Here is a 19,615-nt window from a genome sequence, read left to right on the forward strand (position 1 = left end):
CATGATATATACGGTAACGCTGAATCCTTCCATCGATTTTATCGTGGAAGTGGAAGACTTCAAGCTGAGTGGCTTGAACAGGATGACAAGGGATTTGAAGCTGCCTGGAGGCAAAGGCATCAATGTCTCGCGGGTGCTGAACCGGCTCGGTACGGAGAATACCGCGGTTGGTTTTATCGGCGGTTTTACAGGCCGTTACGTAGAAGATTGCCTGAAAGCCGAATCTATACGGACCGGTTTTGTCCAGGTCCAGGAGGATACCCGGATCAACATCAAGCTGAAGCATGGGGAAGAGACGGAGATCAACGGGCTCGGACCCGCCATCCGTGAAGAGGAGGCCTTGCAGCTGCTGCGGCAGCTGGATGCTCTGAACGAAGGCGACGTATTGGTGCTTTCGGGGAGTGTACCTCCCTCACTGGGAGAAGATTTTTACGACCGATTGATCGGGGCATGCCAGCGGAAGGGCGCGGAATTCGTTATTGATACCACGGGCGAAGCATTAAGGAACGCCTTGAAGCACAAGCCGCTTCTGATCAAACCCAATCACCACGAATTGGCTGAGCTGTTTGGCGTCACGCTGGAGGACAAATCCGAAGTTGCCGCTTACGGCCGCAAGCTGCTTGAGCTGGGAGCGCGGCACGTTCTCGTTTCCATGGCAGGAGACGGCGCTTTGCTGCTTACAGACACAGAGACTTACGAAGCCAATGTGCCGGCCGGCCGGGTACGAAATTCCGTTGGTGCAGGGGATTCCATGATCGCCGGGTTTATAAGTGCATGGACCGAAGGCAAAGGTTTGCTGGAAGCTTTCCGGACAGGGGTGGCTGCCGGCAGCGCAACCGCCTTTTCCGATGATCTGGCTACCGGGGATTATATCCGCGAATTACGTTCGCAGGTCAAAATTACGAAGTGGAATTAACGGGTGCAGGGAAACCAAAATCAGCTAGGGGGAACAAGTCATGAAAATCACGGACCTGATGATTAAAGAAACGATGATTATGAATCTGAAGGCAGTTACGAAAGAAGCGGCCATCGACGAGCTGATCAGCAGTCTGGCCGCGCACGGACGGATCAACGATCCGGTTTTGTTCAAGGAAATGATTTTGAAACGGGAAGCGGAGGCCAGCACCGGTATTGGCGGAGGCATTGCAATGCCTCATGCCAAAACGAAGGCGGTTAACGAAGCGACGGTTGTTTTTGCCAAAAGCGAAAATGGAGTTGATTACGATACGCTGGACGGAGAGCCTGCAACGCTCTTCTTTATGATTGCCGTGCCGGAAGGCGCAGGAAACGTACATTTGCAGACGTTGGCTTCGCTTTCCAAGCTGCTGATTGACAGCGGTTTCATTGAACAGCTGCAGGCCGCTTCCACACCGGACGAAGTAGCGGCTTTGTTTAACGGGAAACAGCAGGAAGAAGCCGAATCTCAAAACAATGCTCAAAACGATGCTCCAAAATCCGGGCAGTCTGGAGCGAATGCCGGCGGCGTGTCATCCAAAGCCAAAACCGGGCAAAGCGCTGCCCTGTCTGACGAATCCGATGATTTTGTGGTTGCCGTGACGGCTTGTCCAACGGGCATTGCCCATACCTACATGGCTGAAGATGCTTTGAAGAAAAAAGCGGCCGAGCTCGGCGTTCAGATCCGCGTGGAAACCAACGGCTCGGAAGGCGCCAAAAACGTGCTGACCGCCGAGGAAATCCGCAGGGCTAAAGGCGTTATTATCGCCGCTGATAAACAGGTCGAAATGAGCCGCTTTGACGGCAAGCCGCTGCTGCAGAGACCGGTAAGCGATGGAATCCGCAAACCGCAGGAGCTCATTGAACGAGCGGTGCGGGGGGATGCGCCGGTTTATCGCAGCACCGGAGCCAAAGCCGGGCAAGACACTAATTCCGGCCAAGGCAAAACGAGTGTCGGCAGCAAAATTTACAAGGATTTGATGAACGGGATTTCCCACATGCTGCCGTTTGTAGTCGGAGGCGGTATTCTGATCGCGATTTCCTTCCTGTTTGAACAGGTAGGAGGGGCGGACAATCCGATTTACAAACTGCTGATGACGATCGGTGGAGACGGGGCGTTCCACTTCCTGATTCCGATCCTGGCCGGCTTTATCGCGATGAGCATCGGCGACCGTCCGGCTCTGATGCCCGGCATGGTCGGCGGCCTGATGGCGGTCAACTCGAATTCCGGTTTCCTTGGCGGCCTGGCGGCAGGTTTCCTCGCCGGTTACATCGTCATCGGACTACGCAAAGTATTTGCCGGATTGCCGAAAACGCTGGACGGCCTGAAACCGATCCTCCTGTATCCGGTCGTTGGTCTGCTGATTACCGGCGTAATCATGTATTACATCTTTGACCCTGTCTTCAGCACCATCAACGATTGGGTGGTATCCGGTCTGAATAACCTGGGCACCGGCAATGCCGTCTTGCTTGGCCTCGTTCTGGGCGGCATGATGTCCATCGATATGGGCGGTCCTTTCAATAAAGCTGCTTATACGTTTGCCATCGGCGTGTTTACTTCAAGCGGCAATACCAACGGTACGATGATGGCAGCCGTTATGGCAGGCGGCATGGTTCCTCCTCTCGCCATTGCGCTTGCAACGACATTGTTCAAACGCAAATTTACGGAAGACGAGCGAAAATCCGGCATTACCAACTACGTGCTCGGCTTGTCCTTCATTACGGAAGGCGCTATCCCGTTTGCGGCGGCCGATCCGCTGCGTGTGCTTACTTCCTGCATTCTGGGTTCTGCGGTAGCCGGTGGCCTGACTCAGCTTTGGCACATCAACATCCCGGCTCCGCACGGCGGCATTTTTGTAGCAGCTTTGGCTAACCATGCCTTGTTGTTCCTGTTGGCGGTTGCCATTGGTGCGGTAATCTCCGGCCTGATCCTGGGCATTTGGAAGAAAGCATTGGGGCCCGGACAACAGCAGGCCTTACGGAAATAAACGGCGGATGTTGTAGGGATTAGAGAGCATTTGGGAAAAAATCAGAACCACCCGTCCAACGGGTGGTTTGCACTAGGGGTATAACCCCCTGTTGCCAAACTGCGCCTAAAGACGCTAGCCTGACCACAAAGCGTTCAGGCTCAGTGTTATTTGTCTCTTTCACTTACCAGTTAAACTGGTTTCACTTTTTCTTGCTCTTGTTGCTGCTGAATGGATCTTCATACTCTTTTACACTCAGCTTATCTACTGCCTGGTCATGTGCCTCTTGCTCTCGAATGTATTTGGCGACGGTGGCTTCATTTAACCCTACTGTACTTACGTAGTAGCCTTCCGCCCAGAATTTCCGATTCCCATACTTATACTTCAAATTGGCATGCTTTTCGAAGATCATGAGTGCGCTTTTCCCTTTTAGATAGCCCATAAAGGAAGATACAGATATTTTCGGTGGGATCGCTACCAGCATGTGGACATGATCCGGCATCATATGGCCTTCTAAGATCTCGACTCCTTTGTATTTACATAGACGCTTCATAATTTCAATTAGATCTCGTCTCACTTGATTGTAGATCTCTTTACGTCTATACTTCGGGGTGAACACAATGTGATACTTACACATCCACTTTGTGTGCGCTAAACTAAAATTTTTATTTGCCATATAAGACCATCCTTTCGAATTGAGCCTGAACATCTCAATTTTATCCGGATGGTCTTATTGGTGTAACCCTAGATCCCTCCACCCGCATAGCGGGTGGTTTTATATTTCGCACGTTTCACGCGCTCAACAGGCTAAAGCCTATAACAATAAACCGGCAGCCTTTGGCTGCCGGTTTTCTTATGCTCGTGCCCGGCCAGAACTTCCAAACGGCCGGGTTTACCAAATAGGCTCCGCATAGAGGTTGACCAGATTGCTGCCGCAGTTTTTGCCGGTATCGTAGGAACGGTTGCCCAGCACAAGCGACAGATTGCCGAGATGGCGGGAGGCTTCTGAAGCGGTAGGGGCCGAGATGAAGTCAGCCAGAGTATGAAACACCAGCCGTCCTTCCTCAAGCGCCTGATCCCAAAGATCCCAGACGCTGTCACTGCGGACTTCGGAATAAAGCGCGGAGTGGTGCCAGGAAGTATGTTTAAGGTTCAAATAATCATGTTCTTCTTCCTCCGCACTAAGCGGCTGGTAGAACAGCTTATGAATCGGCCCCCGAATGATGGCTTTCTTCCAGCCAGCCGGGTCGTAAAGGCATTTATGGGCAAGTAACATATCTTTGTAGGCGCCCTGCCAGTTCTCCGCGTCAATGGACATTTCCGGAAACCATGACATAGCGGTCTGATGCAAAATATCATGAATATGGGCTGGAAGCCGCGGCCCGACATCAATTTCCTTTGAGGTATCCGTCTGCCAGGTGTTGATGCCTTTGAATTCTTTCATAAACACCGTGTCCAAAGCCACTTCGAATCGTTGATGATGCCGCTGCTTGTAGCCGGCTCTCCAGTTGATATAAGGATGCATATTCCGATCCAGAAGATGATGGGTCAGGAATCCGAGAAAATAAATTTGCGCCGATCCTCTTAAGTAAACCGGAAGAGAACGCGTACGCTGCCAGAATTCGATCAGAACTGGGCCGCAGCTCTGACGGTGAATGAGATCGCCAAGCCGGGCTGCGCTGCTTTTTCTATACCAAGGGAGAAATCGGTGATACAGCAGGAAGTCGGGGCCCTGGCAGCCTAGCTGGTATAAAACTCTGTTCTCTTCCAGCCCGTGGAGAAAGGAAAGCTGACCCCGGAATTCCTCTGCAAGCCTTCTTCCATATTCAATGTGCATCCAAATTGTCGGCATAGAATCTCTCCTCCGGCTCTAGGTTACTCTCAGCTTAACTCCCGCATGTTAAAAGAACGTGAAGCGAGTTCGGCTTTCTTGTTAAAGAAGACCTACTTGTCCATTTAGGAGTAAATGTATTTTTCTGGGTATTTTGTCTAGGGACAAAACGTTTTTAGATATTAAACTCGAAGGCTTTGGGACTTCATACTCAAAATTTTACGTGGAATTTACAAAACTAGATAAAGAAATTATCAAATTTAGTCGATATTTAAGTAGTCTAAAGAAACCATGAGAAAGATAAAAGGATAGAACCGCAACCAGCGGCAAGCTGTCCGTGGAGGAGAAGTCATGTTGAATAGGTTGAATTGGTTAAAAAGGTTTAACTTGCGTCATTTGAAAATCCGCCAGAAACTGCTGATTCTGAATCTGACTGCGATTGTTTTTCTACTGCTGATTGGCGGGACAGGCTATTATTATGTGAACCTTACTGTGAACAACTCTAAAGTGCTGTATGAGCAGAGCTTGATGAAAGTCAAAATGATCAATGAATTGAAGTCTAATTTCAATGTGGCTATTAATGATGTTTTAAGTTTGGTTCTTACGCAGGATGAGAATCAGAATCATGATTTGAACAAAAACTATGACGATATGATGAAGTCGAACCAAACTCTGCTGGAAGAGTATAAAACGCTGATCAATGACAAGGCGGAGCAAACTCAATATGAAAGTTTGATGGATCAGTTCCAACGGCTCGTCAAAGATACCGATCAGATGGTAGCACTCGGGTTATCCAATAAAAATGATGAAGCCTATCAGACTTACAACAATCAAATCATACCTAATAAAACAGCCGTCGAAAGATCGATAGATGTATTGACCCAAAATACGGATCAGGATTCCAAGAACCATTATGACGAGAGTGTGTCCGCCGGCAAAACGGCTAAAACTGTCAGTATTGCCTTGGTGGTCTTGGCTGTTCTGCTGCTAGGATTGATTGCCTTTATGCTGGTCAGACTTATTACCCGCCCTCTCGCCAATCTGGAGAAGCTGATGGAGAAAGCCGCAGGCGGAGACTTAACGGTTAAAGGGACTTATTTATATAAGGATGAAGCGGGAAAGCTTACCTTATCTTTTAATCAGATGGTGAATTCGCTGCGGTCACTGGTTATAGAAGTTAACGAAAAGTCGGCGATGCTTGCCGCCAGCTCCGAACAGCTGACGGCTGTATCCGAGTCGGCGGCAAGCTCGACGGAGCATATCTCCAGACAGATCCAGGAGATCAGCGACGGGACGGATTCACAGGCGCGCGGCTCTGCAGAAGTCAGCCGGACCATGCAGGAGATGACCAAAGGCATTAGCAGGATTGCAGAGTCTACCGGAGAACTGGTAGAAACCTCTCGTCAATCGGAGCATAACGCGGTGACCGGTCATGAGTATGTGACCAAAGCGATACAGCAAATGGAACAAATTCATGAGTCCGTCGTTCATCTGGCTCAAGCGGTAGAAGAGCTTAACCGGAAGTCCGAGAACATTGGAGATATCACCAATACCATCAATGATATTGCTGCTCAAACCAGCCTGCTGTCGCTGAATGCAGCTATCGAGGCAGCCCGCGCTGGAGAAGAAGGCAGAGGATTTGCCGTCGTTGCAGCAGAAGTCAAGAAGCTTGCAGAACAAACCGGACAGTCGGCCAATAATGTTTCGTCGCTGATCGGGGAAATTCAAAACGATACGTCGAAGTTGTTCAGCACAATGGAGAGCAGTAAACAATATGCGCAAACTGGACAAGCAACTATGCGTGATGTAGGTCACAACTTTGAGAATATCCTGCAAAATATCCGCGAGCTTTCCGCGCAGCTGCAGGACGTATCCGCTGTTACGGAGCAGATGTCGGCCTCTTCGGAAGAAGTGCTTGCTTCGGCCGAAACCTCAGCTGATATTGCCGACAATGCCAAAGAGCTTTCGCAAAGCGTAGCGGCTGCGGCTCAGGAGCAGTTGGCTTCTGTGGAGGAAGTCAGCGGATCTGCCAGCCATTTGAGCGGTCTGGCTCAAGAACTTCAAGCTTCCATTGAACGTTTTAAGGTGTAAGGTGTAATTCGACGCGGCGCGGCCCTTTGGGCCGCGTTTTTGCATTTGATTATTTGAAGATTTGCCCATTTTAAGTTTCGAATGTTTGATCGTTTTTGCGTTTGATCATTTGTTCGTTCGCAGAATGTGGATTGCTGCCTGATATGGAAGTCTATGAGCGTGATCTGTTATATAATAGAGCCAAGTGGAGAAGAAGATAAGTAGATTTAAAAGGATAAGTAGATAGGTAGATAAGGGGATAAGCATTGTAGCACGTTAACGTGCCGCTCTTGCTGCAAGGGAAGGAGAAGGCAGATTGACTTTACAACAGCTGAAATATGTCATTGAAATTGCGACCCGCGGTTCGATGAACGAAGCGGCCAAACGGTTATTTATTACCCAGCCGAGTTTGTCCAACGCGATCAAAGATCTGGAGGAAGAGCTGCGGATTACGATATTTGAGCGGACGAACAAAGGGATTATCCTCTCTAAAGATGGTGTAGAGTTTCTTAGTTACGCCCGGCAGGTCGTCGAGCAGGCCGAGCTTCTGGAAGGGCGGTATTTGAACGCCAAACCGTCTCCGCAGCATTTTTCGGTATCGGCCCAGCATTATGCTTTTGCGGTCAACGCCTTTGTCAAGCTGGTTCAGGATCACGGACATGAGGAATACGAGCTGGCCCTGCGGGAAACGAAAACCTATGAAATTATTGACGATGTCAAAACGCTGCGCAGCGAGATTGGCATTTTGTATCTGAATGAATTTAATACCAAGGTCATCAACAAGCTGCTGAAGGATGCCGGGCTGGTGTTTACGAGCCTGTTTGTCGCCCGTCCGCATATCTTCATCAGCGTTAAGAACCCGCTTGCGCGCCAGTCGGTCGTGCAGATCGAACAACTGCAGGATTATCCGTATCTATCCTTTGATCAGGGGGAATATAATTCCTTTCATTTCTCGGAGGAGATTCTGAGCACCTTATCTCATAAGAAAAGCATCCGGGTCAACGACCGTGCTACGCTCTTTAACCTGCTGATCGGGCTAAACGGCTACACGATTTCAACCGGCGTGCTCAGCGCCGAATTAAACGGCCGCGATATTATCGCGGTTCCGCTTGCCACGGACGAGACGATTAACGTCGGCTGGATCAGGCACAAAGACGCCGCCTTGTCCAAGCTGGGTCTTGCCTATGTTGAAGCGCTGAAGGAATTTGTGCCATTATAAAAGGAAAAGGGAGCATTTCGCAGACTCATCAGAGCCGCGGAAGCTCCCTTTTTAATCGCTGTGCTCATGTCTTACACATTCTCCGCTTTACCCGGCCGGCAGGGATACTGTAAACGTACTGCCTTGGCCGGGCACGCTTTCCACATCCAGCCGTCCGCCATGGGCCTCGGTGATCCACTTGGCAATAGATAAGCCTAGTCCATGCCCCCCTAGGTCACGCGTACGGGATTTATCGACCCTGTAGAAGCGGTCGAACACTTTTTGCTGTTCCTCGACCGGAATTCCAATGCCGGTATCCTTGACAGATAGGTGCAGTGTACGCCGCTTTTCTTCCCTAACCACTATGGAGAGCTTTACCTTTCCCCCGTCCGGCGTATATTTCAGCGCGTTGTCAAGTAAAATGATCATTAGCTGTTTAAGGCGTTCCCCGTCCGCTTGAACAACGCAGCTTTCCGGGATCTCCAGATCCAGCATGATAGACTTTATATTGACCAGTGGCAGGAATGCTTCTATCGTCAGCCTTGCCACCTCGCTTAAATCCACTGATTGGAGATTTAGTTGTGTAGCCTCCGAATCGGAGCGTGCCAAGGTAAGCATCCCGCCGAGCAATTTTGTCATCCGTTTGGCCTCTTCTTTCATGTGGCCGAGAACCTTACGGTTAAAGGTATCCTGTTCCAGCTCTTCATCCATTTCCAATGTGTCAATGGAGGCCTGAATGATGCTCAGCGGCGTGCGCAGCTCATGAGAAGCATCGGCTACAAATTCTTTTTGCCGCATATAAGCCGTGCGGATGGGAACCATCGCCCGGACCGACATTTTTCGGCTTAGAAATACAGCTAGTCCGCAGAACAGAAACGCAATGACGACCAGAACCATAAACAGCAGCCTGAACAGAGCATATTGGGAGGTTACGTCCTTGCCTACATATAAAGTACCGAGCAGGGTGCTGTTGTCGTAAATGTTTTTGACGGCCAGCAGCATCCGGACATCATGCGTCCGGCCTGGGTCTGAAGCCGAGTCCGAGCCGGAAGGATCGGAGCCGGAGTAACCCGGGCGGGCAGTGGAATCGAAATCAAAATCGCGTTCCCCGTGTTTGCGCTCGGCAAGCCTCCGTTCGGACTCCTCCAGAAATAAAGTTTTGTAACGGATGTTTTCGCCTTCGGGCTTCCAGCCGGAAACTGAAGCGGCAATGGACTGGCATAATTCCGGACTTGCATTGCTGCCGAAGATCTGCTGACCGTTTGTCGTCACTAGGTAACTAATCGTCTGTGCCGAGACAGACGCATAACCGCTTTCCAGATTCTCGGCAAAGCTGTAGTTCCCCGTATGCTCCATGGATTCGTGAAAAAGATGTGTTTTATCGTCTATCCAGCTGCTCAGCTCGTTTTTCTGCTCGGTGATGAGCAGGAAATAGAGCAGCGCGTAAACGGCGGACACAAACAGAATCAAAAATGCGATTAAGACGGTGCTATACTGGAGGGTCAACTTATTTTGCGTACGTTTGAATACATCCCCATGAAGAAGATGCTGTTTAAGGATTGCCCACTTATCCTTCAATTTTATAGCCGACCCCCCGTATGCTCTGAATAAGCTCCTCATTGCCGAAGCTGCTCAGCTTTTTGCGGAGAAGCTTAACGGTAGCGTCAATCGTTTTGGGGCCGACATCGGCATCAAATCCCCAGATGCGGTCAAGAATAACCTCCCGAGTCAGCGTAATCCCTGAGTTTTGAAGCAGCAGGTTCAGCAGCTGGAATTCCCGAGGCGTCAGCTGGACAGTGAGGGTGTCATCCTTGCCGCCAGCGGACACCGTCTTATTAGTTCGGTTCAGGACCATGCCTGCAATCTCATGCTCTTCCTCCTGGATCGGAGCAAAGTTCCGCCGGGTCAACGCCCGTACTCTGGCGAGCAGCTCGCCGATTTCAAAAGGTTTAACCAGGTAGTCGTCTGCGCCGGCATCCAGTCCTTCAATCCGGTCCACGAGCGCATCCCGGGCAGTCAGTATAAGGATCGCTCCCATGTAACTTTTTTTCCTCAGTTCTATACAAATATCCGTACCATCTTTCCCCGGCATCATCCAGTCCAGAATGAGCAGATCGTAGGTGGTGGCGAGGGCAAAATCCAAAGCGGACAAGCCATCCGTTACCCACTCTACAGTATGGCATCCTTTTTTCTCAAGCATATGGGCGATCAATTCTCCGAGGCGGAGATCATCTTCTGCAAGCAATATTCTCATGACAAGGTCCCTTTCTTTATTTCCATAATTCCTTTAGAAAGAATACCACTTAATAATGAAAAAGGAATGAAATCTCGCTTCAGCAAACTTTAATTTTCCTTTCACCATGATTTCACCAAGGATCGGTAAACTGACGTCAGATCTACATAAACAGGAGGCTTAAGAAGTTATGGCAAACACAAAATGGATCAAATGGGCAACCGGGCTGGCAGGCGTACTGATGTTCACCGGTTTTGTCGGTTATCTTTCGAAAGGGGAACAGCAGGAAGGTGCCATTGGAAACCCAAGCCTGGCAGCCGGAGGAACTCAAAGCAATCAAGCGGGCAGCGGAAACCCCAAAAGTGATATCACCGATCAATGGCAAAACGATATGGAGGGCAACTCTTCAGATTCAGGCACGAACAGTTCTGCAAGCAGGGGAGAGCGTTATGAAGAACGTGGGAATTTTGGCAGCGGACACGAACGGGGAGGATTTGCACAGGGGGGGGATCAAAGCCTGGATTCTGGCGATAGCAGCAATGGCGACAATGATATGTTCCGCACCCGCGCTTCCTAGAAAGGAGAAGTCTTATGCTGCATTCTTTTTCGGCTATGAACACCTCGTTTTTCACCTTTGGTTTGACGGAGCAGGGGCAGCGTGAAGCTGAATCCTGGTTTGCTTTTGTGGAAAAAAATTTAAGTCGGTTCTTGACGAACAGTGAACTGTCGCGTCTCAACCGGGCTGACGGCAAGCCTTTTCCAGCATCGCCCCTGCTGTTTCACACCGTCTCGCAGGCCGTCTATTATTATAACTACACTGAGGGTTTATTCCATCCCTTTCTGGGACAGGCGCTGAAGAGTCGGGGGTATGATAAAAGCTTTGAATGTCTTTCCCCCAGTGGATCATCTAATCCCGACGAGGTTCTGTCTTCTGAGAATTCCGCAATGATGACTATTCCATCCGGCTCGGCTTCCGCTCAGCCCCAACTTCATCCACAGCTCCGCATCATTCAGCTTCCCTCCGGTTGGACGGCCGATTTGGGCGGCATCGCCAAGGGCTGGAGCGCGGAGGAGTTTGCACGTATGCAAAGACAGAGAGGGCAGACCAAAGGTGTCATTGATGCCGGTGGGGACATCATGGTTTGGGGAAGCTGGAATCAGTCCTGTCCAATTATGGTAGCCCACCCATTTGAACCGGACAGAAATCTGCTGAAGCTGTACATTCGCGAAACGACGGGGATTGCTACAAGCAGCCGGCTGAAACGCCGGTGGAAGGACGGGAACGGGAACGAACAGCATCACCTCACCGACCCGCGGACTTTTGCTTCAGGCACCTCCGATCTTGTGCAGGTTACGGTCTTGCATGCTTCGCTTACGGCAGCTGAAGTTGCAGCAAAATGCCTGCTGCTTCTCGGATCGGAGCATGGGCCGAGTTGGCTGAAACGGCATTTTCCATTGGCGCATGCGCTGATGGTCAAGGAAGATGGAGTGGTTGTTCTCGAAGGCGATCGCGAGAATTGGGAGAACTACAACGTTGAATATCCCCATGTATGAACTAGGAAAGAAGGTAATATCTTATGAATTTGATAGATTCCATCCACTTTATTCTGAACACCCTGGGCGGCTGGCTTTCCGTATGGGCTGCTACTCGAGCGGCCGGCTTTACCGCTTACCTCCTCTTATTTATCGCGATGACGGCAGGATTGCTGCAGGGCGGGACCTGGGCGAAAGGCGCCAAGAAAGCCAAATTGAACCTGCTCCATCAGTGGAGCGGCTGGTTCGGCATTTTGTTCGGCATGACGCATGGGCTTATTTTGACTTATGAAAGTTATATCCACTTTGACCTGTTTGACATTCTGGTTCCGTTTGGTTCGGACTACGAACAGGTCTGGAGCGGTTTCGGCACATTGTCCTTATACGGAATGATCCTGCTGGTGGCAAGTTCTGACCTGATGAAGAAGCTGGGCAAAAAGCTGTGGCGGACGATTCATTTTCTGGCTGCCCCTACTTATATGATGGCTTTGATTCACGGCATTATGGAGGGTTCAGATAGTACGCGGCCATCTTTTACGGGGATGTACGCTGTAACCGGTTTGATTGTCATCGGATTGATCTTATATCGTATTCGATATGCTTCCCGCGCAGCTAAAAACAAATTAAACCGCCGTTCCGCACGTTCGGCCTGATTTGACAGCTTCCGTTTCCAGGTGTTAGCATCTTTGACAGATAAGGAATTGGAGAAACGGAGGGATCATCATGGGAACAATCGTAGCGGTCCGCCCGCTGGAGGAAGCTTTTCGCAAGGCCATTCAGGAAGCCGCTCCCGGCTGGGAGCTGATTGACGGCAGCGATCCGGATAAGCTGACTGAACATTTGCCGTCTGCGGAGGTACTGCTCGGCTGGCGAAGCGATTCGGCTGATGTGCTTCTGCGTGAGGGGACTCCCTTAAAATGGGTTCAGAACTGGGGAGCCGGCGTGGAACATCTGCCCCTGGAGCGCTTCAAGGAGCTTGGCATTACGTTAACAAATGCGAGCGGTGTGCATCCCTACCCTATATCGGAGCATATCTTTGCCATGCTGCTGTCTTTGACTCGCCGCGTCCATACGGCTATTCGCAATCAGGCAAGCCGGATCTGGGCATTATCCGAAGAGGGGATGGGCGAAGCTCATGGACGGACGATAGGCATTCTCGGAGTAGGATCGATCGGCTCGGAGACGGCCAGGCTGGCCAAAGCGTTTCATATGACCGTTTTGGGTCTGCGGAATTCGGACAAACCGGATGAATGGGTGGATCGGATGTATACGCCTGGCAGGCTGAACGAGCTGCTGGCAGAATGCGATTTCGTGGTGAACTGTCTTCCCTATACGAAGGATACGGAGAAAATCATGGGCAAAACCCAATTTGAAGCTATGAAACCCGGTTCTTTCTATATCAATATCGGCAGAGGCGCTACGACGGATACTTCGGCTTTGGTGGAGGCATTGAAGAATGGTACGATTGCCGGAGCGGGCCTGGACGTGTTTGAGGAAGAACCTCTTTCGCAGGATCATCCTCTGTGGGACTTGGAGCAGGTTATTTTGACGCCGCACAATGCGGGCAGCTCCACTCGGTACAACGAAAGGCTGATTGGGATTTTTACCGACAATTTGCGCTTGTATGCGCAAGGTCAAGCGCCAGGCGTAAACGTAGTGGATCTGATACGCCAATATTAAAAAACGCGGGATTTCTGCAGGTTTATCCTTTATGCCCGATGCCAAAAACGTCCGGACTACCGGGCGCTTTTTTTTCAAGGAGCCGATCCGGAATAACGTTTCCCGCTAACACTGCCGAGGTGGAAGATAGCTTCCGGCAAAGAGCTCCTTTATAATAGTAGAGAACCTAAAACATCCATATTTCTCCCCACGGCCCCAATGGAGCCGAATTTAAAGGAGGGGCACGAGAAATGACGCAGGTGGGTCTGATCCGACACGGCAGCACGTTATGGAATAAAACAGGCAGGGTACAGGGCTTAACCGACAACCCTCTGGACGAAGACGGAAGAAGGGAAGCTCAGTTGCTTGGCAAGTGGCTCAGCGGCCAACAATGGGACCGGATTTATGCCAGCGATTTGGTTCGTGCCCGGGAAACCGCTGAGATCATTGCAGCAGAGCTGGGAATCAGCAAAATTGAAATCGATCCTCGTCTGCGGGAAATGAACGCCGGGCAAATTGAAGGAACAACCGAAGAGGAGCGTCTCAGCAAGTGGGGACACGGCTGGAAGGAGCTGGAGCTTGGGCTGGAAGCGCCGGATCTGGGCATGGAACGCGGGGCAGCCTGCATTACCGAAATCGCGGATCGGCATAAAGGAGAAAGTATTCTGATCGTCAGTCACGGTGTGCTGCTGTACCATAGTCTCCGAAAGCTAGTTCCGGGCTTGTCGAACAGAATGGACCTCGGCAACACAGCTTTTACCGTTTTAGCCCGTGAAGGCGGCGTTTGGAGTTGCAGCTTGTATAACGGGAATAAACATTTGAATGAGTTCTGAAGCGGGACAAGACAACACGGGGTCATGCGGCCGTGCTTGGTCCGGCTGTTTTTTCTTTGCTAATTTTTCTAGGTAAAATGTAAAATGCAAAAAAACTTCCCTGTAAGCCGCCGGAAGACGGCGAACAGGGAAGTTAGATATGGATTTAAATTAACCAATCTTGCGGTTCTCAAGCAGATAAAGCTTGTCCCGCATGGCCAGGTGAAAATAAATGCTGTTCATCAGCTCCGGATTGTGCAGGTTTTCAGCTTCACGGATCCGGCGGAGTTTCACTTGGTCCGAACTGCACAGAAATTCAGTCATCCACAAACTTAAATTGGTTTCGGGTTTCATACCAAGTCCTCCTTAAGCGCTTTGAAGTAACTTCATGTTTCTATTATATCCAAGAGATATTAATATATTATTAATTTTCCATAAATAATTGATATTTTTAATTCATGCTGGTGTTTTTCTTGAGAATTAGTTATAATAAAAAGTATCGTAAAAGTTACGAAATAATCTCAACAGTAAAGGTGATCAGAGTGAAAGAGCAAATTCACCCTAAATTTCAACAGGTGATTTTTTTTGACGCAAGTGCAAACTACAAATTCCTGAGCGCGTCCACGAAATCTTCCAATGAAACTATGGAATGGGAAGATGGCAATACTTATCCGGTAATCCGCGTGGATACTAGCTCCGCATCCCACCCTTTCTTCACAGGCAGACAACGTAACAATGATGTTGGCGGCCGTGTAGATCGCTTCAACAAGAAATACAACCTGAACAGCAAATAAGTTGTTCAAATCAGAAGGCGTTTGCCAAACCGAAAGGTATGGCAAATGCCTTTTTTATTATACTTTTTAATAGTTATTAAGCGGGATTATTTCATTTGTCCTTGATCGGTTAGTAACTATTGAAGGGGCTTGCCCGTTAGGTTTATGAGAAGAAGACAGAGATCAGATCGGCAACAAGGAGGTTTTATGAGGAGAACAAAATCCGAACTCCATTATCCCGCTAAGTGGTATGTAGTTCTTATATTAGCTTTAGTCACAATAGTCTGCCTCAAAACTTTGTATGATTTCCAGCTGACCTCCGGACGCAGGCCTTATTTGTTTATATTCTGGAACATGTTTCTGGCCTGGCTCCCGGTCGTATTTATGCTGCTTATAGACTGGGCCCTTCAATTGGCGCCCGGGGGCTTTAGACGTTTACTGCTTGCGGGATTCGGCCTGCTGTGGTTAGGTTTCTACCCCAACGCCGCTTATCTGGTCACGGATCTGCTGCACGTATTTGCGAATTACCCGGTGGAGACATCCACCCGCTTCTGGCTGGAGATCCATTTCTGGGATCACCTGCTGGCGATGCTGCTGACGGCTGTGCTTGGCTTGCTGCTGGGTTCGTTTTCACTGCTGTCCATCCATGAGGAAGTCCGCCGGCGGTTTGGCGTTTTCCTTGGATGGCTGTTTGCGGGCCTTATGTTGGGACTTGGCAGCTTCGGCATTTATATGGGGCGTTTCGTGCGGTGGAACACCTGGGATTTATGGGAGAACCCGAGAATGATCCGTCAGGATTTGCTGGATTTAGTGAATGACGCTGGGCAGCGTTCCTTTGCGGTTGATTTTTGCATGAAGATGTTCATGCTGACGGCGGGCTTCTACCTGATTCTCTACTTTATCAGCTTTATGCAGGCAGGCCGGCGAGAATAGAATAGGTTGTACGCAAGCCTGCCAGGTGGCAATTTTTGAAACAGATATGTTATATTTTGATCAGGTCGTATCAGCAGCAACCAATAAAGAGCAGAGGATGGAGTTTACATTGATCAAACATATCGTTTTGTTTAAATTGAAAGATAATTCCCCGGAAAGCGTGGAGAAGACGTATGCTGTCCTGAACGGAATGAAGGGCAAGGTCGAGCAGCTGGTTGATCTTCACATCGGTAAAAACATCGTGGACACTCCGCGTTCCTATGATCTCTCATTAGAAGCAACGTTCCGCTCGCTTGAGGACCTTCAAGGCTACCAGGTTCATCCGGAGCACAAGAAGGTTATCGAGCACATCAGCGAAGTCCGTGAGTCGCAGTCGGTGGTCGACTACGAATTTTAATCGAGTCCGTCAGCAGCTGCTTTACTGAATGAGGGGGAACGTTCATGTACTATGTCAACCGCGAACAAATCGATTTGAGGCTGAAGGTACTGCCGGAGATCATCGAGGTACTCGGCAGTTCGGAACCAACGTCCGGCGAGGATTTGCTTCATCGTTATGCGAAAGAACGGGCTTTGCATCTGGCGCTTGAGGTTGTTACGGATGTGGGCAGCTATTTAATTGATGGTTTTATTATGCGCGATGCCAGCAGTTATGAAGATATTATCGACATCATTCATGATGAGAAGGTGATCGGGGATGAGCTTGTTGCGGTATTAAAGGAACTTGTCCGTCTCCGCAAGCCTTTGGTCCAGGAATATTACGGCCCGCTGACTGAACGCGGGATCCATACGTCTCAGCTCACCTCCGTACTGGAGCAGTTTGCGGTAAAGGTTCAGGACTATCTGGACCATGAACTTGCCCTTTAAAAATATATTTTCTCACTTTGTGACCGGTCAAGCCCATGCTGCTTATAATGAATTAAACATTAGGCATTCGCCCGGAAACGGATAGGGCGCGGCCGCAAAGGAGAGATGAATCATGGGCAAAGCAGGCAAAGGTTTTCTTTGGGGAACAGTGATTGGAGCGGTAGCCGGATCGGTAACGGCGCTTCTGTTTGCGCCAAAGCCAGGCAAGGAGCTGCGCCAGGACATCGCGGAAACTGCGCGTACTGCGGCTGAGAAGACCCACGCGGCAGCCGAGAAAGTCGGGGAGCACAGCGCTGAGCTTTATTCCCGTATCAAAACGGCTGCCGGGCATCTCGTACAGGACGTCCAATCCCGTTTAGGCCAAGAGAAAGAGCTTGAAGAAGAGGTTATTGTTTCTTCTTTTGAAGAAGATGCGGACTTCTCTGCTGACGATGATTTCCTGGATGAAACGGATGAAACCTTATGGGATGAAGAGCAAGCCGCTGAAGCTGTGGAGAAATAAGGGATGGATGGTTACGTTCATCCGACAGGCCTCCTTCCGGAGGCCTTTTTGGTACGCCCGGAGGGATAAAGGTGATGCTTTAAAAAGGGCTGTTCAAGAATGGCTAACCGTTAGGTACGCTTTAATTTATCTGTGCATAAAGTAACGGTGAGTCTTTCAAACCAATAATAAAGGAAGCGGTATGTTCGTGCATCAAGCCATCGCAATATTGGATTCAGGAGTGGGTGGTCTAACGGTTGTCAAAGAGGTGATGCGCCAGCTGCCCCGGGAAAAAATTATTTATTTTGGAGATACGGCCAGAGCTCCTTATGGACCACGTACTCCCGAACAGGTCCGCTTGTTTACGGAACAAATTGTAGATTTTCTGATTCAGTTCAATCCTAAAATGGTTGTAATCGCCTGCAATACGGCTACGGCAGCGGCGCTTGACTTCATCTCGGAGAAGCTGACGATTCCGGTCATCGGCGTCATTCATCCGGGGGCAAGGGCGGCTATTAGCGCTACTAAAACGGGACGCGTCGGCGTAATTGGAACGGTCGGAACGATACAGAGCGGAGCTTATACCGTTGCCCTGAAGGAACTGTCCCCTTATATTGAGGTGGTCAGCGAAGCCTGCCCGGAACTGGTTCCACTTGTCGAGCAGGGAGAATTTGAGACGCTGCACACCAGAGAGGTCGTTCGCAGATCCTTGTCAGGGATCAAGCAGTATGACATGGACTGCCTGATATTGGGCTGTACGCATTACCCTTTCCTCCGCAAGGCTATCAGTGAAGTAATGGGTCCGGGAGTGAAGCTGATCAGCTCGGCGGACGAAACTGCGAGGGAGATCAGCACAGTGCTGTACCAGAAGGGACAACTGGCCCGCGGAGTGGAAGCTCCAGTACACCAGTTCTTCTGCAGCGGCGATGCAATGATGTTCGAGCAGATCGCCAAGGAATGGCTGGTCGAAGAAATCCAGCTGACGCCGATTGTCTGGCATGTCGGACGAATGGCGGAAGATGTAGGGTAGGCAAAACGTTGTAAGGTATACGAATGTAAGGTATTCGAACGAATTCTCACTATTTTGCTTATGATGATGGCTCGCTTTCTGGCGCCGTTACCCGGCGTCAGAAAGTTCCATTATTATTTCTATTGTTATGCCCATTGTTATACCTATTGAGATTAAACAAATGGGGGAGTCCCTTTTAAAAGGGAAGATCATTTAGCAATTGGTGTGATCATTAATGGAAGCGTTTACTTTTTGCGGTATATCGGACAACATTGTGATCATAAAGTGTACCAAACAAGTGGAGGTGTTCTTGATATGATATCGTGTTACGGGGACAACCCGGAGCGTATTGTCCATATTGCAGATCAGAAATTCAGATATGCCGACTTCTGCCAGCAGTGCGGAAAGCTGCAGAACCGGTATTCGGTGCTTAAATTTGCTTCCATCGGCCAAAGTGTGCTTGGCAAGCCAATCTGGTGCGTCCGGATCGGCAAAGGTTCGCGGCATGTTCATGTAAACGCGGCGGTTCATGCAAATGAATGGATAACCTCTGCCCTGCTGCTGAGATTTCTGGAGGATTACGCCGCCGCGTTGGAGGATGAGGATCCGAAATCCTCTCTGGCTTCCAGCCGCAGGGAGGCAGAAGCCTGGTACAGCAACTACACCTTATGGGCGGTGCCGATGGTTAATCCGGACGGAGTTGATCTGGCACAAAATGGGGCTGTCCACTGCGGCTCTTACCGGTCCAGGCTGTTGGAATGGAATGGCAAGTCCGGCGACTTTACTCGCTGGAAAGCCAACATTCGGGGAGTCGACCTGAACGACCAGTTTCCAGCTTTCTGGGAAGTGGAGCGCGAAAGAAGAGGGCTGAACGGTCCGTCATCTCAGGACTACAGCGGACCCGCTCCGCTTAGCGAACCGGAGGCCGCAGCTTTGGCCGTGCTGACAAGAGGGGTTCCCTTTGAACATGTGTTGTCGCTGCACAGCCAAGGCAAAGAAATTTACTGGAATTACAGGGATTTCGAGCCGGCTGAAGCCGAAAATATGGCGGAGCGTCTTGCGGCGGCAGGTCATTACCGGGCTGTAAAGCTTGACGGAAGCGACGCGGGGTACAAGGACTGGTTCATTCAGGAGTTTCGGCGTCCGGGCTTTACGGTTGAGGTAGGGGAGGGTGTGAACCCGCTGCCGCCTGAGGACTTTGAGGAGATTTACCGGGCTGTCCATGCGATTCTGGCGGAAGCTCTGTCGCTTTAACTTTTCGAATATGCGGAAATGGGGTATCCTTACTGCAAAGGAGG

The 19,615-nt window shown here is 50.0% G+C and carries 21 protein-coding genes; 16 read left to right on the forward strand and 5 right to left on the reverse strand.

Annotated features, from left to right (window positions below; genetic code table 11):
- Position 1 precedes the first annotated feature (1 nt).
- Complete coding sequence (gene pfkB, locus CBE73_RS21175; RefSeq protein WP_094095932.1) at positions 2 to 916, forward strand: 1-phosphofructokinase; 915 nt, start codon at positions 2 to 4, stop codon at positions 914 to 916.
- A gap of 40 nt (positions 917 to 956) precedes the next feature.
- Positions 957 to 2,942 carry a PTS fructose transporter subunit IIABC gene (locus tag CBE73_RS21180; RefSeq protein WP_094095933.1) on the forward strand — a complete coding sequence of 662 codons (1,986 nt, stop codon included), beginning with the start codon at positions 957 to 959 and terminating at the stop codon, positions 2,940 to 2,942.
- Positions 2,943 to 3,123: 181 nt separating this feature from the next.
- On the opposite strand, the gene tnpA is transcribed toward CBE73_RS21180, so the two are convergent.
- Positions 3,124 to 3,597: an IS200/IS605 family transposase gene (gene tnpA / locus CBE73_RS21185; protein ID WP_068693347.1), complete on the reverse strand. Its 474-nt coding sequence runs from the start codon at positions 3,595 to 3,597 to the stop codon at positions 3,124 to 3,126.
- A gap of 216 nt (positions 3,598 to 3,813) precedes the next feature.
- The gene (locus CBE73_RS21190; protein ID WP_094095934.1) at positions 3,814 to 4,773 is read right to left on the reverse strand and encodes a zinc dependent phospholipase C family protein; all 960 of its coding nucleotides are present in this window, start codon (positions 4,771 to 4,773) and stop codon (positions 3,814 to 3,816) included.
- A 366-nt stretch (positions 4,774 to 5,139) separates the two neighbouring features.
- Between CBE73_RS21190 and CBE73_RS21195 the strand changes: the two genes are divergently transcribed.
- Both CBE73_RS21195 and CBE73_RS21200 read left to right on the forward strand, forming a co-directional pair.
- Positions 5,140 to 6,843 (forward strand): methyl-accepting chemotaxis protein, encoded by a 1,704-nt coding sequence (locus CBE73_RS21195; RefSeq protein WP_244905507.1) that lies wholly within the window; start codon positions 5,140 to 5,142, stop codon positions 6,841 to 6,843.
- A 295-nt stretch (positions 6,844 to 7,138) separates the two neighbouring features.
- Positions 7,139 to 8,041: a LysR family transcriptional regulator gene (locus CBE73_RS21200; protein WP_094095936.1), complete on the forward strand. Its 903-nt coding sequence runs from the start codon at positions 7,139 to 7,141 to the stop codon at positions 8,039 to 8,041.
- Positions 8,042 to 8,128: 87 nt separating this feature from the next.
- On the opposite strand, the gene CBE73_RS21205 is transcribed toward CBE73_RS21200, so the two are convergent.
- Complete coding sequence (locus CBE73_RS21205; protein ID WP_174704786.1) at positions 8,129 to 9,598, reverse strand: sensor histidine kinase; 1,470 nt, start codon at positions 9,596 to 9,598, stop codon at positions 8,129 to 8,131.
- Positions 9,588 to 10,274 (reverse strand): response regulator transcription factor, encoded by a 687-nt coding sequence (locus tag CBE73_RS21210; protein WP_094095938.1) that lies wholly within the window; start codon positions 10,272 to 10,274, stop codon positions 9,588 to 9,590. The genes CBE73_RS21205 and CBE73_RS21210 overlap by 11 nt, the downstream gene beginning before the upstream one ends.
- Before the next feature lie 169 nt (positions 10,275 to 10,443).
- On the opposite strand from CBE73_RS21210, the gene CBE73_RS21215 reads away from it, so the two are divergent.
- The 5 genes from CBE73_RS21215 to CBE73_RS21235 all read left to right on the forward strand — a co-directional run bounded on the left by CBE73_RS21215 (position 10,444) and on the right by CBE73_RS21235 (position 14,278).
- The gene (locus CBE73_RS21215) at positions 10,444 to 10,830 is read left to right on the forward strand and encodes a hypothetical protein (RefSeq protein WP_094095939.1); all 387 of its coding nucleotides are present in this window, start codon (positions 10,444 to 10,446) and stop codon (positions 10,828 to 10,830) included.
- A 14-nt stretch (positions 10,831 to 10,844) separates the two neighbouring features.
- A complete protein-coding gene (locus tag CBE73_RS21220; protein ID WP_094095940.1) occupies positions 10,845 to 11,807 on the forward strand; it encodes an FAD:protein FMN transferase in 963 nt (320 codons plus the stop codon).
- A gap of 23 nt (positions 11,808 to 11,830) precedes the next feature.
- Positions 11,831 to 12,439, forward strand: a complete 609-nt coding sequence (locus CBE73_RS21225; RefSeq protein ID WP_094095941.1) for a ferric reductase-like transmembrane domain-containing protein — start codon at positions 11,831 to 11,833, stop codon at positions 12,437 to 12,439.
- A 70-nt stretch (positions 12,440 to 12,509) separates the two neighbouring features.
- Positions 12,510 to 13,466, forward strand: a complete 957-nt coding sequence (locus CBE73_RS21230) for a D-2-hydroxyacid dehydrogenase (protein WP_094095942.1) — start codon at positions 12,510 to 12,512, stop codon at positions 13,464 to 13,466.
- 230 nt (positions 13,467 to 13,696) lie between these two features.
- Positions 13,697 to 14,278: a histidine phosphatase family protein gene (locus CBE73_RS21235; protein ID WP_094095943.1), complete on the forward strand. Its 582-nt coding sequence runs from the start codon at positions 13,697 to 13,699 to the stop codon at positions 14,276 to 14,278.
- A gap of 150 nt (positions 14,279 to 14,428) precedes the next feature.
- Here CBE73_RS21235 and CBE73_RS21240 read toward each other — a convergent pair whose 3' ends face one another.
- Positions 14,429 to 14,611, reverse strand: a complete 183-nt coding sequence (locus tag CBE73_RS21240; protein ID WP_094095944.1) for a hypothetical protein — start codon at positions 14,609 to 14,611, stop codon at positions 14,429 to 14,431.
- Positions 14,612 to 14,799: 188 nt separating this feature from the next.
- On the opposite strand from CBE73_RS21240, the gene CBE73_RS21245 reads away from it, so the two are divergent.
- The 7 genes from CBE73_RS21245 (at position 14,800) to CBE73_RS21275 (ending at position 19,571) form a co-directional block, all read left to right on the forward strand.
- Positions 14,800 to 15,051 carry a type B 50S ribosomal protein L31 gene (locus CBE73_RS21245; RefSeq protein ID WP_068694419.1) on the forward strand — a complete coding sequence of 84 codons (252 nt, stop codon included), beginning with the start codon at positions 14,800 to 14,802 and terminating at the stop codon, positions 15,049 to 15,051.
- Positions 15,052 to 15,237: 186 nt separating this feature from the next.
- Complete coding sequence (locus tag CBE73_RS21250; protein WP_157739638.1) at positions 15,238 to 15,963, forward strand: DUF1361 domain-containing protein; 726 nt, start codon at positions 15,238 to 15,240, stop codon at positions 15,961 to 15,963.
- A gap of 109 nt (positions 15,964 to 16,072) precedes the next feature.
- The gene (locus tag CBE73_RS21255) at positions 16,073 to 16,360 is read left to right on the forward strand and encodes a Dabb family protein (RefSeq protein WP_094096460.1); all 288 of its coding nucleotides are present in this window, start codon (positions 16,073 to 16,075) and stop codon (positions 16,358 to 16,360) included.
- 44 nt (positions 16,361 to 16,404) lie between these two features.
- The gene (locus CBE73_RS21260; protein WP_094095946.1) at positions 16,405 to 16,827 is read left to right on the forward strand and encodes a DUF86 domain-containing protein; all 423 of its coding nucleotides are present in this window, start codon (positions 16,405 to 16,407) and stop codon (positions 16,825 to 16,827) included.
- Positions 16,828 to 16,939: 112 nt separating this feature from the next.
- Entirely contained in the window at positions 16,940 to 17,329 is a 390-nt protein-coding gene (locus tag CBE73_RS21265; protein ID WP_094095947.1) for a YtxH domain-containing protein, read from the forward strand.
- A gap of 181 nt (positions 17,330 to 17,510) precedes the next feature.
- Entirely contained in the window at positions 17,511 to 18,338 is an 828-nt protein-coding gene (gene racE / locus CBE73_RS21270; protein WP_174704787.1) for a glutamate racemase, read from the forward strand.
- Between the two features lie 294 nt (positions 18,339 to 18,632).
- The gene (locus CBE73_RS21275; protein WP_094095948.1) at positions 18,633 to 19,571 is read left to right on the forward strand and encodes a M14 family metallopeptidase; all 939 of its coding nucleotides are present in this window, start codon (positions 18,633 to 18,635) and stop codon (positions 19,569 to 19,571) included.
- Positions 19,572 to 19,615: the final 44 nt, after the last annotated feature.

It is taken from the genome of Paenibacillus physcomitrellae, assembly GCF_002240225.1.
Lineage (GTDB): Bacteria > Bacillota > Bacilli > Paenibacillales > Paenibacillaceae > Fontibacillus > Fontibacillus physcomitrellae.